14 protein-coding genes are annotated in these 15,519 nt (G+C 75.4%); 9 read left to right on the top strand and 5 right to left on the bottom strand.

What is annotated here, in order from left to right; all coding sequences use genetic code 11:
• Positions 1-347 precede the first annotated feature (347 nt).
• From AWH51_RS08270 to AWH51_RS08250, 5 genes are all read left to right on the top strand, one after another.
• Positions 348-2,027, top strand: coding sequence for an HAD-IIIA family hydrolase (locus AWH51_RS08270; RefSeq protein ID WP_081234984.1), 1,680 nt, complete (start codon positions 348-350; stop codon positions 2,025-2,027).
• Positions 2,024-3,085 (top strand): glycosyltransferase, encoded by a 1,062-nt coding sequence (locus AWH51_RS08265; RefSeq protein WP_063071606.1) that lies wholly within the window; start codon positions 2,024-2,026, stop codon positions 3,083-3,085. Before AWH51_RS08270 ends, AWH51_RS08265 begins: the two co-directional genes overlap by 4 nt.
• Positions 3,082-5,058, top strand: a complete 1,977-nt coding sequence (locus tag AWH51_RS16620; protein WP_063071605.1) for a glycosyltransferase — start codon at positions 3,082-3,084, stop codon at positions 5,056-5,058. Before AWH51_RS08265 ends, AWH51_RS16620 begins: the two co-directional genes overlap by 4 nt.
• Positions 5,055-6,437: a PfkB family carbohydrate kinase gene (locus tag AWH51_RS08255; RefSeq protein ID WP_063071604.1), complete on the top strand. Its 1,383-nt coding sequence runs from the start codon at positions 5,055-5,057 to the stop codon at positions 6,435-6,437. Before AWH51_RS16620 ends, AWH51_RS08255 begins: the two co-directional genes overlap by 4 nt.
• 87 nt (positions 6,438-6,524) lie before the next feature.
• The gene (locus AWH51_RS08250; protein ID WP_043584090.1) at positions 6,525-7,229 is read left to right on the top strand and encodes an SDR family oxidoreductase; all 705 of its coding nucleotides are present in this window, start codon (positions 6,525-6,527) and stop codon (positions 7,227-7,229) included.
• An 88-nt stretch (positions 7,230-7,317) separates the two neighbouring features.
• Here the strand turns inward: AWH51_RS08250 and AWH51_RS08245 are convergent, their stop codons facing one another.
• From AWH51_RS08245 to AWH51_RS08235, 3 genes are all read right to left on the bottom strand, one after another.
• The gene (locus tag AWH51_RS08245) at positions 7,318-7,695 is read right to left on the bottom strand and encodes a hypothetical protein (protein WP_063071603.1); all 378 of its coding nucleotides are present in this window, start codon (positions 7,693-7,695) and stop codon (positions 7,318-7,320) included.
• 113 nt (positions 7,696-7,808) lie between these two features.
• The gene (locus AWH51_RS08240; protein ID WP_063071602.1) at positions 7,809-8,420 is read right to left on the bottom strand and encodes a hypothetical protein; all 612 of its coding nucleotides are present in this window, start codon (positions 8,418-8,420) and stop codon (positions 7,809-7,811) included.
• Positions 8,421-8,472: 52 nt separating this feature from the next.
• Positions 8,473-8,907 carry a DUF6264 family protein gene (locus AWH51_RS08235; RefSeq protein ID WP_063071601.1) on the bottom strand — a complete coding sequence of 145 codons (435 nt, stop codon included), beginning with the start codon at positions 8,905-8,907 and terminating at the stop codon, positions 8,473-8,475.
• Between the two features lie 57 nt (positions 8,908-8,964).
• Between AWH51_RS08235 and AWH51_RS08230 the strand changes: the two genes are divergently transcribed.
• From AWH51_RS08230 to AWH51_RS08215, 4 genes are all read left to right on the top strand, one after another.
• Positions 8,965-9,459, top strand: a complete 495-nt coding sequence (locus tag AWH51_RS08230; protein WP_254654517.1) for a luciferase family protein — start codon at positions 8,965-8,967, stop codon at positions 9,457-9,459.
• Between the two features lie 167 nt (positions 9,460-9,626).
• Positions 9,627-10,643 (top strand): glycoside hydrolase family 26 protein, encoded by a 1,017-nt coding sequence (locus AWH51_RS08225; protein WP_063071600.1) that lies wholly within the window; start codon positions 9,627-9,629, stop codon positions 10,641-10,643.
• 112 nt (positions 10,644-10,755) lie between these two features.
• Positions 10,756-12,120, top strand: coding sequence for a glycoside hydrolase family 26 protein (locus tag AWH51_RS08220; protein ID WP_063071599.1), 1,365 nt, complete (start codon positions 10,756-10,758; stop codon positions 12,118-12,120).
• A gap of 143 nt (positions 12,121-12,263) precedes the next feature.
• A complete protein-coding gene (locus AWH51_RS08215) occupies positions 12,264-13,559 on the top strand; it encodes an alpha/beta hydrolase (RefSeq protein ID WP_063071598.1) in 1,296 nt (431 codons plus the stop codon).
• 72 nt (positions 13,560-13,631) lie between these two features.
• Here the strand turns inward: AWH51_RS08215 and AWH51_RS08210 are convergent, their stop codons facing one another.
• The gene (locus tag AWH51_RS08210) at positions 13,632-14,126 is read right to left on the bottom strand and encodes an HIT family protein (protein ID WP_063071597.1); all 495 of its coding nucleotides are present in this window, start codon (positions 14,124-14,126) and stop codon (positions 13,632-13,634) included.
• A gap of 66 nt (positions 14,127-14,192) precedes the next feature.
• Positions 14,193-15,329 (bottom strand): glycosyltransferase family 9 protein, encoded by a 1,137-nt coding sequence (locus AWH51_RS08205; protein WP_063071596.1) that lies wholly within the window; start codon positions 15,327-15,329, stop codon positions 14,193-14,195.
• Between the last annotated feature and the right edge of the window lie 190 nt (positions 15,330-15,519).

The raw sequence follows: 15,519 nt of genomic DNA, 5'->3' as shown, positions 1-15,519 counted from the left end.
ATACCTACACGTAGGACTTAGAGCCAGGTACCTGTCTGAACAAACCTTGCAGAGGCAGACCTTCGATGCGGTAGAGCATCAGGACTGACGCGAAGTTGGCGTGCGGGGACGACATAGACCCCCGCTTAACGTCATCTCATCAGGGGCCGTGGCCACATGCAGTGGCTCGGGTTTGGAACCGGCGGCGCGCGCCAGGACCAGGGCGCTGTGCCCCGCGGGCCCAGGGCACTGCTCCTCGCGACCCCGTCCGGGGGCGCTGCTCCGGTCCTCCGGGGAGAAGCGTGACGCCCCGAAGGAAGTGCTCCCGGCGGGGTTTGGGTCGAGGAGCAGTCGGGTACGGGCCGACCATGCGCTCGCCCGGGAACCACCTCGAGGCCGTCCTGTTCGACCGGGACGGGACCCTCGTCGTCGATGTGCCGTACAACGGGGATCCGGCGCTCGTCACCCTCATGCCCGGCGCCCGCGAGGCGATCGACGCCGTGCGCGCCGCGGGCCTCCGCGTCGGCATGGTGACCAACCAGTCCGGGATCGCGCGCGGCCTCATCACCCGCGCGCAGGCCGACGCCGTGAACGCGCGCGTGCAGGAGCTGCTCGGCGCGTTCGACCTCGTGCTGCTGTGCCCGCACGGATCCGACGACGGCTGCGACTGCCGGAAGCCGCAGCCCGGCATGGTGCTCGAGGCCTGCCGGACGTTGGGCGTGGATCCGTCGACCGTCGCGGTCGTGGGCGACATCGCCGCCGACATGGGCGCCGCCCGGAACGCCGGCGCGCGCGGCGTGCTCGTGCCGACGCCCGTCACGCGCGAGGAGGAGGTGGCCGAGGCGGAGCTCGTGGCGCCGACGATCCTCGACGCGGTGCACCTGCTGATCCACGACCCCGCGCCCCGCCGGGTGCTCGTCGTGCGGCTCGACTCCGTGGGCGACGTGCTGATCTCGGGGCCCGCGGTGCGCGCGGTCGCCGCCGACCCGCGCGTCGAGGTCCACCTGCTCTGCGGTCCGCGCGGCGCGTCCGCCGGCCGGCTGCTGCCCGGCGTGCACGCGGTGCACGTGTGGGACTCCCCGTGGATCTCCTCCCCCGCGCCCGCCGCCGACGCCGCGTCCGTCGACGCGCTGCACGCGATCCTCGCGGAGGTCGACGCCGACGAGGCCGTCATCCTCACGTCCTTCCACCAGTCGCCGCTCCCGCTCGCGCTGCTGCTGCGCCTTGCGGGCGTCGAGCGGATCACGGGCGCGAGCGTCGACTACGCCGGCTCCCTCCTCGACGTGCGCCTGAAGCCCGGCGAGGACCTCGACGAGGACCAGCCCGAGCCCGAGCGCGCCCTCGCGATCGCCGCCGCGGGCGGGCATGCGCTGCCGGCCGACGACGACGGCCGGCTCGCCGTGCTCGACGCCGCGCTGCCGGATGACGTGGCCGCGCTCCTCCCCGCCGGCCCGTTCGCGCTCGTGCACCCGGGCGCCGCGGTCGGCGCGCGCTCGTACCCGGCCGACCAGCACCGGGACGCGGTCGCGCTCCTCGCCGCGCGCGGGATCCCCGTGGTCGTCACCGGCGGCCCCGACGAGCGGGACCTCTCGGCGCACGTCGCCGGATCCGCCGCCCTCGACCTCGGCGGCCGCACGGACCTCGCGGGCCTCGGCGCGCTGATGCGCCGTGCGGCCGTGCTCGTGAGCGGCAACACCGGGCCCGCGCACCTCGCCGCCGCGGTGGGCCTGCCGGTCGTGAGCCTGTTCTCGCCCGTCGTGCCGCCGATCCGCTGGGCGCCGTACCGCGTGCCCGTGATCCTGCTCGGCGACCAGGACGCGCCCTGCAAGCTCAGCCGCGCGCGCGACTGCCCCGTGCCCGGCCATCCGTGCCTCGCCGGCGTCTCGCCCGCGGAGGTCGCCGACGCGGTCGAGCGCCTGCTCGCGACCACCGGGCCCGGATCCGAGCACGCGGCCGACCGCGCTGACTCCCGCGCGGATGATCGCACCGCAGCCGACCGCGACCCCGCGCACGCCGCGGCCCGCGCCGACGCGGAGGTGCCCGCATGAGGATCCTGATGTGGCACGTCCACGGTGGCTGGACCGACTCGTTCGTGCGCGGATCCCACGAGATCCTGTTCCCGACCACGCCCGCGCGCGACGGCTGGGGCCTCGGCCGCGGCGGACGCGACTGGCCCGCGAGCGCGCGCGAGGTGGATCCGTCGTCCCTGCACGAGACGCACGTCGACCTGGTGCTCCTCCAGCGCGTCGCCGAGATCGAGGAGGCGGAGCGCCTGCTCGGCCGCCGCCTCGGATCCGACGTGCCGGCCGTCTTCCTCGAGCACAACACCCCGCGCGGCGCCCCGACCGAGACCGTGCACGCGCTCGCCGACCGCGACGACATCCCGGTGATCCACGTCACGCGCTTCAACGCGCTCATGTGGGACACCGGATCCGCGCCCACGACCGTCGTCGAGCACGGCGTGCCCGACCCCGGTGCGCTCTACACGGGCGAGGTCGCATCGTTCGGTGCCGTGATCAACGAGCCCGTGCGCCGCGGCCGCATCACCGGCACCGACCTGCTGCCCGCGTTCGCGGAAGTCGCGCCCGTCGAGGTGTTCGGGATGGGCACGGATCTTCTGCCCGGCGCGTTCCCCGACCTCGGCGAGCGCCTCGTCCCCCGCGGCGACCTCCCCACGGCCCGCATGCACCCCGAGCTCGCGCGGCTGCGCGCCTACGTGCACCCGCACCGCTGGACCTCGCTCGGCCTGTCGCTGCTGGAGGCGATGCACATGGGCGTGCCCGTGCTCGTGCTCGACGCGACCGAGGCGTCGCGCGCGGTGCCGCCCGACGCGGGCGCGATCTCGTCCGACCCGGCCGACCTCGTGCGCACGGCCCGGCTGCTCGCCGCGGATCTCGGCGAGGCCGCCCGCCGCGGCCGCGTCGCCCGCGAGGCCGCGCTCGCCCGCTACTCGCTCGGCCGGTTCCTCCGCGACATGGACACCGTGCTGCACGACGCGGTGGATGCCGCCGCCGCGCGCCGGTCCCGCCGCGCGCCCGCCGCATCCGGCTCCCCGACTCCCCCGCACCACCCGCACCACCCGCTCGACGAGAGGACGACACGATGAGGATCGCGATGATCTCGGAGCACGCCAGCCCGCTGGCCACCCTCGGCGGGGTCGACGCCGGCGGCCAGAACGTGCACGTCGCGGCGCTGTCCGCGGCGCTCGCGGACGAGGGCCACACCGTCACCGTCTACACGCGCCGCGACGACGAGGCGCTGCCCGCCCGCGTCGCCTTCGCGCCCGGCGTGGAGGTCGTGCACCTCGACGCCGGACCCGCGCGCGCGGTCCCTAAGGACGACCTCCTCCCCCACATGGGCGAGCTCGCCGACGGGCTGCTGGCCGACTGGCGCACCAACAGGCCCGACGTGGTGCACAGCCACTTCTGGATGTCCGGGGTCGCGGCCCTCGACGCGGCCGCGCGCCTCGCGTCCTCCCCGGTGGGCGCCGCCGCGGCCCCGCCCGTGCTGCACACCTTCCACGCGCTCGGATCCGTGAAGCGCCGCCACCTCGGCGTCGAGGACACGAGCCCCGCCGAGCGCACGCACCTGGAGCCGGGCGTCGGCCGCCGCGCCGACGCCGTCATCGCGACCTGCTCCGACGAGGCCGCGGAGCTCGTGCGCGCGGGCGTCGACGCGGCCCGCATCACCGTCATCCCGTGCGGCGTCGACATCGGGCACTTCACGCCGCGGTCGTACGCCGCCGCAGCCGCCGACGCCCCGATGCGCGTCATGGTCGTCGGCCGCCTGGTGCCGCGCAAGGGCGTCGACCTCGCGATCACGGCCCTCGGGATCCTCGCCGACCGCGGCCACCGGGACGTCGAGCTCGTGATCGTCGGCGGATCCGGCGACGCCGCGAGCGCCACCGAGGACGCCGAGGCCCGCCGCCTGATGGACGCCGCGCGCGCCGCCGGGGTCGCCGACCGCGTGCGCCTGCACGGCCGCGTCTCCCAGGCCGACATGCCCGCCGTGATGCGCACCGCCGACGTGGTCGTGTGCGCGCCCTGGTACGAGCCGTTCGGCATCGTGCCGCTCGAGGCGATGGCCTCCGGCGTGCCCGTCGTCGCGTCGTCCGTGGGCGGGCTCACCGACAGCGTCGTGGACGGCGTGACCGGGATCCTCGTGCCGCCGCGCGACCCCGCCGCCATCGCCGACGCGCTCGGGGAGCTGCTCGCCGATCCCGCCCGCCGCCGCGCCCTCGGCCGCGCCGGCCGCGACCGCATGGAGCACGGCTACTCCTGGGCGACCGTCGCCGCCCGCACCGCGGACGCGTACCGCGCCGCGATCCAGGACGCCGCCGTCGACGGGCTCCCCGCCGACCCGACCGTGGTCGACGCCCACCTCGACGCGCTCGCCCCCGTGCTCCAGGCGCTCCGCGCGCACGCACCGCGCCTCACCGCGTGGGGCAGCGAGATGGCCGACCGCCTCAGCCACGGCGCGCGCCTCATCGCGGCCGGGAACGGCGGATCCGCGGCCGAGGCCCAGCACCTCACGAGCGAGCTGGTCGGCCGCTTCGACGGCGACCGCCGCCCGTTCTCCGCGATCGCGCTGCACTCCGAGTCGTCGGCCGTCACCGCGATCGGCAACGACTACGGCTTCGACGAGGTGTTCGCCCGGCAGGTGCACGCGCACGCGAGATCCGGCGACATCGTCGTGCTCCTCTCCACGAGCGGCCGCAGCGTCAACCTGCTGAAGGCGGCGGCCGCCGCGCGCGCCGCCGGCGCCACCACCTGGGCGATGACCGGGCCGGGCCCGAACCCGCTCGTGGAGGCGTGCGACGAGTCCCTCGCGCTCGACGGCCCGTCGGCCAACGTGCAGGAGGCGCAGCTGGTGGCCGTGCACGCGATCTGCCGCGCGTTCGAGAGCCGCCTGAAGGCGAACGACCGGGCGGCCGCGCGCGCGTCGGCGACCGCGGATGCGGCGCCCGCGTCGCCGGGATCCGCCGCGCCCGCGTCCGCCCCCGCCGCCGTCTCCGCCGCCGTCCCCGTGTCGGTGACGCCCGCGTCCACCACGGCCGCTCCCGCGGAGGTGCCGGCATGAGGATCGTCGTGGTCGGCGACGTGCTCCTCGACGTCGACATGACCGGCGCCGCGCACCGGCTCAGCCCCGACGCGCCCGTCCCCGTCATCGAGGTGGAGGAGTCGCTGCCCCGCGCGGGCGGCGCCGGCCTCGTCGCCACGATGCTCGCGCGCGACGGCCACGACGTGCGCCTCGTCACCGTGCTCTCCGACGACCACCGCGCGGAGACGCTGCGCGCGTGCCTCGATCGGATCGAGGTGGTCGCCGGCCCGTCGGGCGCGCCCACGCCCGTGAAGACCCGCGTCCGCGCCGACGGCCACGCCATCGCCCGCATCGACGAGGGCTGCGCGCCGCCACCCACGCCGGAGGCGACCGACGAGATGCTCGACGCGATCGCCACGGCCGATGCCATCGTGGTCGCCGACTACGGCCGCGGCGTCACGCGCGACCCGCGCCTCCGCGCCGCCCTCGACGCGCGCGCCGCCGTGGTGCCGCTCGTGTGGGATCCGCACCCCGCGGGCGAGCCGCCCGTCCCGAACACCGCGCTCGCCACCCCGAACCTGGCCGAGGCGCGCGCGTTCTCCGGGATCGCCGGACGCGACGTGTCCGCGGCCGCCGACGCCGCCCGCCTGCTCCGCGAGAAGTGGGGCGTCGGCACGGTCGCCGTCACGATGAGCGAGCGCGGCGCCCTGCTCGTGTCGGCGCCCGCGTCGGGTGCGGCGGGCGCATCCATGCCCGTCGTCGTGCCCGCCCCGCTCGTCGCGACCGGCGACCCGTGCGGCGCGGGCGACCGCCTGGCGGCCACGGCCCTCGCGGCGCTGGCCGGCGGATCCGCGGTGGAGGACGCCGTGCGCGACGCCGTCGCCGCGGCCGCGGAGTACGTAGACGCGGGCGGCGTCGCCACCCTCGTGGGTCCGCCCGCGGCGCGCCCCATCGGCGGCCACGCGGCGAGCGCCCTCCAGGTCGTGCGCGCGACCCGCGCCGCCGGTGGCACCGTCGTCGCGACCGGCGGATGCTTCGACCTCGTGCACGCCGGCCACGCCCGCACCCTCGCCGCGGCCCGCGCGCTCGGCGACTGCCTGGTCGTGCTCCTCAACTCGGACGACTCGGTGCGCCGCCTCAAGGGACCCGAGCGCCCGATCATGACCGAGGAGGACCGCGTGGATCTGCTGATGTCGCTCGGCGTGGTGGATGCGGTCGTGCTCTTCTCCGAGGACACCCCCGAGGAGGCGTTGCGCTCGATCAAACCCGACCTCTGGGTCAAGGGCGGCGACTACCGCACTGAGGACCTCCCCGAGGCGGCGGTCATCGCCGAGTGGGGCGGCCAGGCCGTGACCGTCCCGTACCACCCCGGCCGCTCCACCACGAAGCTCGCGGGCGCGCTCGCCCGCGTCGGCTGAGCCCTGATGCGCTGAGCCCCTGATCCGCACGACTCCCCCGCACCCCCGCGCCGAACGGGCGCGATCCGCACCACGGAAGGAACACCCATGACCGACTCCCCCCGCCCCAGCACCGGCCGCGTCCTCATCACCGGAGGCGCGTCCGGGCTCGGCGCCGCGGTCGCGCAGGCGGTCCTCGCGGCCGGCGGCGAGCCCATCGTGCTCGACCTCGACACGTCGAGCGTCACCGGCATGGAGGCGCACCGCATCGACGTCTCCGACACCCGCGCCACCGAGGCGCTCGTCACCGAGATCGCCCAGGCGCACGGCGGCCTCGACGCCGTCGTCACCGCCGCGGGCATCGACCGCTGCGGCCGCCTCGTCGACGTCGCCCCCACCGAGTGGGAGAAGGTCATCGGCGTGAACCTCATGGGCACGGTCGCCGTCGTCCGCGCGGCGCTGCCGTTCCTCACCGAGTCGCACGGCCGCGTCGTCACCGTCGCGTCGTCGCTCGCCATCAAGGCCGTCTCGGACGCGACCGCCTACTGCGCCTCCAAGTTCGGCGTGCTCGGCTTCACGCGCGCGCTGGCTGCCGAGACGAAGGGCGAGGTCGGCGTGACCACGCTGATCCCCTCCGGCATGAAGACCCACTTCTTCGACGACCGCGACCCGAAGTACAAGCCCGGCTCCGACGCGAACCTCAACGACCCGGCCGCCGTCGCCGACTCGGTGATGTTCATCCTCGGCCAGCCGCGCGGCTGCGAGATCCGCGAGCTCGTCATCACCCACGAGCTCGAGGACAGCTGGCCGTGAGTCGCGGCTGATCCGCACCCTGCACGCACGACACGAGCCCGGCCCCGCATTGCGCGGGGCCGGGCTCGTCTCGTCCGTCGGGCATCCGTCAGGGCGTCGTCGCGATACCCGTCATGATCTGCGCCGCCACGTTGATCCCGAGGATCAGCACGATGCCGGTCGCCGGCGCCCACCACGCGTTCACGCGGCGCGTGCGGCAGACGACCGTCGCGGCGAGGGAGAGGACGAGGACGCCGATCGTGCCCGCGACCCAGAGCCGCGAAGCCAGCACGCCGAGGGGGTAGTCGCAGCCGGGCGTGCCGCAGCGGTCCGGGATCCAGCTCGCGACCACCATCGCGATGAGGCCCGCGAACGCGAGCACCCCCTCGGTCACGAGCAGGATCATCGCGAGCCGGGCGTCGTACGGCGGCCGGATCGGCTCCGGCCCGGCGAGGCTCGGGCGCTGCATGGTCTGCTGCTGGCTCATGGTGTCCTCCGTCGGAGTCGGGCCCGCGCATCGGCGGGTGTGCGCGACGGTAGCGGTCCGGCGTCCGCCGCGGAAGGGTCTTGCGGCGCGGGCGATCCGCGAGTCGCGTCCGCTCAGCCCGGCCGCACCAGCGTCACCCCGCGCTCGGCCGAGAACCGCGCGAAGTCCGCCACCCCGAGCCGCGCGTCCGCCGCCGTGGATCCCACGCCCGACGGGTTGTGGAACGTCGCTGTCTCCCCGTCGAACGCGTGCACCAGCACGAGGTGCCCGCCGCGCCGGGTCGCCGGCCGCTCCGGGTAGCGGATCTCCGACGACACCGACGCGAGCACCACCCGCCCCTCGCCCACCTCGGCGAGCAGCTCGGGCACGTCGATCCGCGGGTGCACGAGCGCCTCGATCCCGAAGTCGTCGCGCACCCACTCCGCGAACGGCCGGTAGTACAGCCCGCCGACGTCGTCGCCGTCACGCGTGAGGGCGGCGCGGGCGACGGCGCGCGTGATCAGCTCGTGCATGCCGAGCGCGCCGGCCGACGGGATCCACGCCGTGAGCACCGACCGCAGCCCCGCCAGCCCGCACACGTGCCCGGACCAGAAGAGGTACTCGGCCTCCGACGGATAGCCCTCGGTGCGCCAGTCGAAGAACCCGGCCGGGCTCTCGCCGCGCTCGATGAGGGGCGCGTTGCAGGCGAGGTCGCCCCACTGCGACTCGTACGGGTACGTGGTCATGCGGGCTCCTCGGGTCGGATGCGTCCCACGCTCCCACGGCGGCGGGCTCGGCTCACGTCGCCGCGAGGTCCATGAGGCCGCCGGTGCCGTACGTCACCGCGACCAGGACGACGCACCCGACGAGCGGCACCCACCACGCCGACCGCCGCCGCACGCTCCGGAGGACGACGGCCACCACCGACAGGATCACGACGACCGCCACCGCGGCGCGCGCCGTCGTCATCACCACGTCCCCGAGCGCGTAGTCGCAGGTGAGGGATGGATCCGCGCATCGGTCGAAGAACATGCCGCTGAGGAGGACCTGCAGGTACGCCCCGCACGCGACGATCCCCTCGACGCCCAAGAGGATCACCACCGCGACCCGGTCACCCCAGCCCGGCGCCTTCCGCTCGCGCGGCTCCCGCCGTCCGGCCCACGGCACGCGCGACCTGCGGACACCGGCGCGCGGCGCCTCATCGAAGGCGTGCTCGTACTCGTCGTAGCTCATCGCGTCTCCGTCGTCCGGGGGTTTCCGGCACCCTAGCCACGCCGATACGTTCGACGGGTGATCTCCACCCCACGCCGCGGCCCGCGCCCGACCCTCTCCGACGAGGGCCCGCAGCGGCAGCTCACCGACCGCGCGACACCGGAGCTCTGGGGCCGTCTCGTCGCGCGCGCGTTCGCGCTGCCCGGGGTGCGCGAGAGCCACAGCCAGGTGTCCCCCGCCACGTCGCGCGGCCTCTTCCTCGAGGACCTCGCCGAGCCGATCGTCCCCTGGGCGTCGCTCGCGCCGGAGGGCCGCCTCGAGCCCGTGCACCTGCACGGCGTCGACGACACGTCCCTGCACCTCTGCCTCCCGGTCGCCCGCGGCACCGAGCTGACCGCGCTCGGCTGGGCGACGCCGCACCAGTACGAGGACTACGGCACCGAGTTCCTCGTCTACGGCCCGCGCGACGAGGCGGAGGTCGACGTGGTGGTCAGCCTGATCGAGGAGTCCATCGCCTTCGCGCCCGACCCCGGCGACGAGCAGCCGGCGCACCTCCCCGTCGCCGAGGGCTGAGCGCGTCGCCGCTCGGCAGATCACGGGCGCACGGGCGGACGGATGCGCGGACGCGAGCGGACCCGACCATCCCCTGACCGTCCGGCCGTGAGCGGACATCGGGCGGTCCAGCCCGAGGAGCGTCGGATAGCTTCCAGGGAGCGGACATCCGCAGAAAATTGGACACAATGCAGCACCACCACCGCCCCATCCGCCTCGCGACCACCCTCCTCCTGGGTGCCGCCCTCACCGCCGGGATCCTCACCGCAGCATCCCCCGCCAACGCCGCCAGCAGCGGCGCCGCGAGCACCGCGCCGACCGCCGTCAGCGCCGCCCCCACCGTCTCCGACGCCCGGCTCCGCTTCGGCGTCGCGACCCCCGGCGGTCCCACCGCCGGCGGCGAGCTCGACCAGGTCGCCGCGCAGGTCGGCGAGGACCCGAGCATCGTGCTCTCCTACGCCGACTTCACGCAGGCGCCGCCCATCGCCGCCCTCGACCAGGTCCGCGCACGCGGCGCCGAGAGCCTCCTCACGTGGGAGCCGTGGAAGGCCGGGGGCGGCGTGAACCAGCCCGGCTTCTCGAACGCGAGCATCCTCGCGGGCGACCACGACGCCTACCTCCGCGAGTGGGGCACCCAGCTGGCCGCCTGGGGCGGCCCCGTCTCCCTCCGCTACGCGCACGAGATGAACGGCGACTGGTACCCGTGGGCCGAGGGGGTCAACGGCAACGCGCCGGGCTCCTACGTCGCCGCGTGGAAGCACGTGCACGACGTCGTCGTCGCCCAGGGCGCCACCAACGTGCGCTGGGTGTGGACGCCGAACGTGCCGTACACCGGATCCACCCCGCTCGCCGGCCTCTACCCGGGCGCCGCGTACGTCGACGTCGTCGGGCTCGACGGCTACAACTGGGGCACCGGCGTCGCCGGCCGCGCCTGGGTCTCGCCGTCCGACCTCTTCGGCTTCGGCCTCGAGCGGCTGCGTGCCGTCGCGGCGGGCAAGCCCATCATCATCGCCGAGACCGCGTCGTCCGAGGTGGGCGGATCCAAGGCCGCGTGGGACACCGACCTCGTCGCGTTCCTGCAGGCCCAGCCCGACGTGGTCGCCTTCGTCTGGTTCGACATGGACAAGGAGGCGGACTGGCGCATCGGCAGCTCCGCGGCCTCCGCCACGGCCATCCGCGACGCGCTCGCCGCCCGCCGCGTCTGATAGCCGCTCAGCCCCCGCCAGCGGATCCCGTCGCCAGACGGACATCCGCTGGACGGAGGGCGCCGAAGTACATACGATCGCATACATCCATCGGGGGAAGGACCCTATCGCCATGCCCACTCGTCGCCGCCTCAAATGCGCTGTCGTCACCGCCGTCGCACCGGCGGTCGTGACGGCGACCGTGCTCGTCGCACCGGCCGTCGCCTCCCGCGCCGCCGCGGCGCAGCCCGTCCCCACGGCCCCCGCCGCGGTCGTCCTCTCCGTCGCCTCCGGCCCCGTCGGCACGGCCGTGACCGTCACGGGCAGGGGCTTCACGGCGAAGAAGGCCGCGGTCGTCGCCGCCGGGTCCGCCGCGAAGAGCATCACGACCACCGCCACGGGCACGTTCACGACCGCGATCTCCATCCCCCGCACCGCGCTCTCGACCATCAAGATCACCGCGACCTCCGGCACGCGCTCCGCCGCGACGACGTTCACGGTGGCCCCGGCGAAGTCGAGCGGATCCGCCCGCCTCGCCACCCCGGCGCCCGCGCCGACGACGACCCCGGCGCCCGCCGCGACGCCGACCGTCCCGGCCGCCGCGACGCCCGCCCCCGCCACCTCGTCGGCCCCCGCCATCAGCTCCGCCCGCCTGCGCCTCGGCCTCTCGACCCCCGGCGGCCCCACCGCGAACGGCGAGCTCGACGCCGCCTCCGTCGAGCTCGGCGAGAGCCCGTCCATCGTGATGAGCCACGTCGACTTCACGCACCCGGCCCCGATCGCGGGCCTCCAGAGCGTCGCCGCGCGCGGCGCCGACAGCCTCGTCACGTGGGAGCCGTGGCAGGGCGGCGCGGGCACCACCCAGTCCGCGTACACGAACGCGAGCATCGTCGCGGGCGACCACGACGCCTACATCCGGTCGTGGGGCGCCGACCTCGCGAAGTACGGCAAGACCGTCTACCTCCGCTACGGCCACGAGATGAACGGCAACTGGTACCCGTGGTCCGACGGCGTGAACGGCAACGCGTCCGGCTCGTACGTCGCCGCGTGGAAGCACGTGCACGACCTCGTCGCCGCGCAGGGCGCCACCAACGTGAAGTGGGTCTGGAGCCCGAACGTGCCGTACCAGGGATCCACCGACCTGGCCTCGCTCTACCCCGGCAGCGACCAGGTCGACGTCGTCGCGCTCGACGGCTACAACTGGGGCTCCGCGCCCGGCCAGCGGTGGACGGATCCGGCCACGCTGTTCGGCCCCGGCATCGACCGCCTCCGCGCGGTCGCGCCCGGCAAGCCGCTCGTCATCGGCGAGGTGGCGTCGAGCGAGGTCGGCGGATCCAAGTCCGCCTGGAACCGCGACCTCGTCGCGTACCTGCAGGCACAGCCCGACGTGCTCGGCTTCGTGTGGTTCGACTTCCAGAAGGAGGCGGACTGGCGCATCGACAGCACCGCGGCCTCCGCCACCGCCCTCCGCGACGCGCTCGCGTTGCGGCGCGGCTGACCCGCTGTCCGCCTCCCGTGCACGGCGAGCGCATGCCCGGTGTCCAGCGCGCGTGCAGTCGGTGCACGGCCGGAGCCCGATCCGGACGACCTACCATCTGACGAGCGCACCCTTCCGGCGGAGCGCCCGATGAGGAGGCGCACGTGACCCGGGCGCATCGTCGACGCGAGACCGCGCTCGCCCTCGCCGCCGTGCTCGTCGGGCTCCTCATCCTGCCGGCCCCGCCCGGAGGCGGCGTCGACGCGGGGTTCGCGCAGCTCGACCGGTACGCCGCACTCTCCGACGCGCAGGCGCAGCGCATGATCGCCGCGCATCCGTCCCTCGAGCTGCAGGTGCGCGACGCCGCTCCCGCACACGTCGTCAGCTGGTGGGCCGCGAAGGACCGGAAGCGCCAGCGCACCCTGATCCGGCACTCGTCCGGTCTCATCGGCAACCTCGACGGCGTGGACTACGCCTCCCGCGACGCCGCCAACCGCCGCCAGCTGGCGGCGCGTCTCGCGACCGAGGAGGCGGCGGTCGCGGCGCACCCCGGCGACGCGGCCGCGCGCGACCGGCTCACCGCTCTCACCGCGATCCGCGAGGCGCTCCGGTCGAAGGGCGGGCCGCGGCGCACCCTCGTGTCGTTCACGCACCGGGATCCGCCGCTCGCCGCCATCGCCGTGGGTGATCTCGACACCGCGCGCCAGGTCACCTTCACCGTCCCCGGCATGGGCACCTACACCGACGACATGCAGCTCTGGACCGAGACCGCGCAGAACGTGTACGACGCGCAGGCGGCCGTGGGCGCGCCGGCCGCGCATGCCGTGGTCGCGTGGATCGGCTACCGGACACCGGCCCCCGGCATCGACGCGACGCTCGGCGACAGCGCGGAGCGCGGCGCCCCGCTGCTGGCGAGCGAGATCCAGGGGCTGCGGGCGGCTCGCGCGCACGGCGACCTCGCCACCGTGAGCGTCATCGCGCACTCGTACGGTTCCACGATGGCCGCCGACGCGCTCGCCGCCCGCGACCTCGGCGTCTACTCGTTCGTCATGCTCGGCTCGGCCGGCGTCGAGGATGGCATCGCCGGCGTGCGTGACCTGCACGCCCGGCACGTCTACGCGGGCGAGGCGGCCGACGACGCGGAGGCGGTGTGGGGCCGGCTGTCGCGGCAGGATCCGCGTGCGCCCGGCTTCGGCGCCACCGTGATCCAGGTCGACGGCGATCCGTCGCGCGGCCTCCTCCCGGTGACCGGCCACGCCCCGGTGCTGCACTCGCGCTGGAACGACGACCCGCGGTCGGCGGCGTGGACGACCATCCAGGATCCGACCCTGCGCAAGCAGGAGTACGCCGCCCACGAGCGCAGCTTCGGCTACCTCGACGCGGGCACCGAGTCGCTGCGCAACGCGGCGATCGCGACGACGATGCGGCCGACGGAGGCGCTCGCGACCGATCCTCGATGACGGCGAGGTCACCGAAGCAACACTCAACTCTGAGTTGATCGTTCGCCGAGAGGGCGACCGAGATGTTTCGTCTCAGCCGGCGCGGACTGAGACGTCGTCCGCCGCCACGAGCGCGTCGAGCTCCGCCGTGATCCGCGCCCGCAGCGTTGCGTGCGCGTCGCCCAGCGCCGTCGCCGGATCCGCCCACCGCTCCTCCGCGTGCAGCCACACCGGACGCCGCGTGAGCGCCGGCGGCTCCCACGCGTACCGCGGCCAGACGTGGGCGTGCACGAAGGCGTCCGCGTTGCCCAGCACCTCGAGGTTCACGCGACGGAAGGCCGGATCCGCCGCCCGGCACGCGCGCTCGACCGCGGTCGCGAGCAGGTCGGCGTCCGCCAGGAAGCGCACGCGCTCGAGCCGGGGCAGCTCGGCGAGCGCGGTCGCCTGCGCGTCCTTCGCGAGGAGCACGCAGTACCCGGGGAGGAACTGCACGTCGCCGATGACGGCGTACCCCGCTCCCAGCTCGCGCAGCACGGTCGGGTTCTCGCCGCGCACGGCCGAGCCGATGCGGTCCTCTCGCCAGTCCATCCCCCGATGCTCGCCGACCCGGCGGATCCGCGCGCGCCCCGTCACCAGGCGCGGCCGACGCGTGCCTCAGACCGTGACGCGATCCCTGAGCGACGCCCGCCGCAGCTGCTCCACGTCGGCGTGCACGTCGTCCACCTGCACGTCGACCACGTACGACGGGTCGTGCGCGCAGCGCTCCGCCGTCCAGCCGACCTGCGTGACGTCGACGCCGCAGACGGGGCAGCGCGTGGTCCAGCCCATGTGGATCCGGTGCCGGGTGCGGCCGAACGCCCCCGCGTTGATGACGTTGCCGAACCAGAACACGCCGACCGTGCGCGCGCCCACGGCCTGCGCGAGGTGGCGCGGGCCGCTGTCGTTGCCGAGCACGACGTCGGCGTGGGTGAAGAGGCCGGCCAGCTCGCCCAGCGTGAGCGAGTCGGCGAGCGAGGTGATGCGCGCGGCCTGCTCGGCCGGCAGGCCGTCCCGGCCGAGCGCCACGATGCGGTCGGCGTCGGCGGCATCCGTCGCGTCGCCGACCACGACCACCTGCGCGTCGTCGGCGGCGGCCCGGCGCGCGATCTCCGCGAACCGTTCCACGGGCCAGCGGCGGCGCACGTCCGTGGCGCCCGGGTGGATCACGACGAGCCCGCCGGGCGCGCCCGCCAGGTGCCGCGTGGCGGCGTCGCGCTCGGCATCGGTCACCTCGACGACCGGCTCGAGGTCGGCGATCCGCGCGCCCGCGAGCCCCGCGACCTCGAGCCCGCGCAGCACCTCGTGCTGGTAGTAGACGTACGGGATCACGCGCTCGAGCCGCTCGGCGTCGTCGGTCGCGGTGCCCACGGTGTGCCGCGCGCCGAGCCGCAGCAGGAACGGGTTCGAGTTCCGGCCGCCGCCGTGCACCTGCACGGCGAGGTCGAAGCGGCGCTCGCGCATCCGGCCGGCGAACGCCTCGACCTCCGCGGGGTCCGGATCCGTGCCCGGCACGTCCCGCACCCCGTGCGCCACCGGCAGCACCTCGATCTCCTCGGGCGCGCCCGGCCGGCCCGCCAGCAGCGCGCGGTGCAGCGGCGTGCCGAGCAGCGTGATCCGCGCGCCCGGGTATGCGGCCCGCAGCGCCGCGATGGCCGGCAGCGCGAAGATCAGGTCGCCGAGCCCGCCGCCGCGCAGCACGGCGATGGAGCGGACGCGAGGGAAGGTCTCGTGGAGCGGGGCGACGACGGGCACAGGCGGGCCTCCTGGTCGGGCGGGCGGGTCCCCCTCCCCGTTCCCCGCGGCGGGTCGGTCGAAACGCTGGGGCGGGATGCGCTGTGCGGAGGCCGCCCGACACCGTCGAGCCCGCCGTTACGGTGACGCATCAGACGGCCGTCTGACAGCGTGGCCGCGTCGCCAGACGGGGCGCCGCGCATCCTCCCGC

It is taken from the genome of Clavibacter tessellarius (assembly GCF_001618005.1).
In the GTDB taxonomy this organism is placed as follows: Bacteria; Actinomycetota; Actinomycetes; order Actinomycetales; family Microbacteriaceae; genus Clavibacter; species Clavibacter tessellarius_A.
The sequence above is the reverse complement of the archived record's forward strand: the minus strand, read 5'-3'. Positions and strand labels throughout refer to the sequence as shown.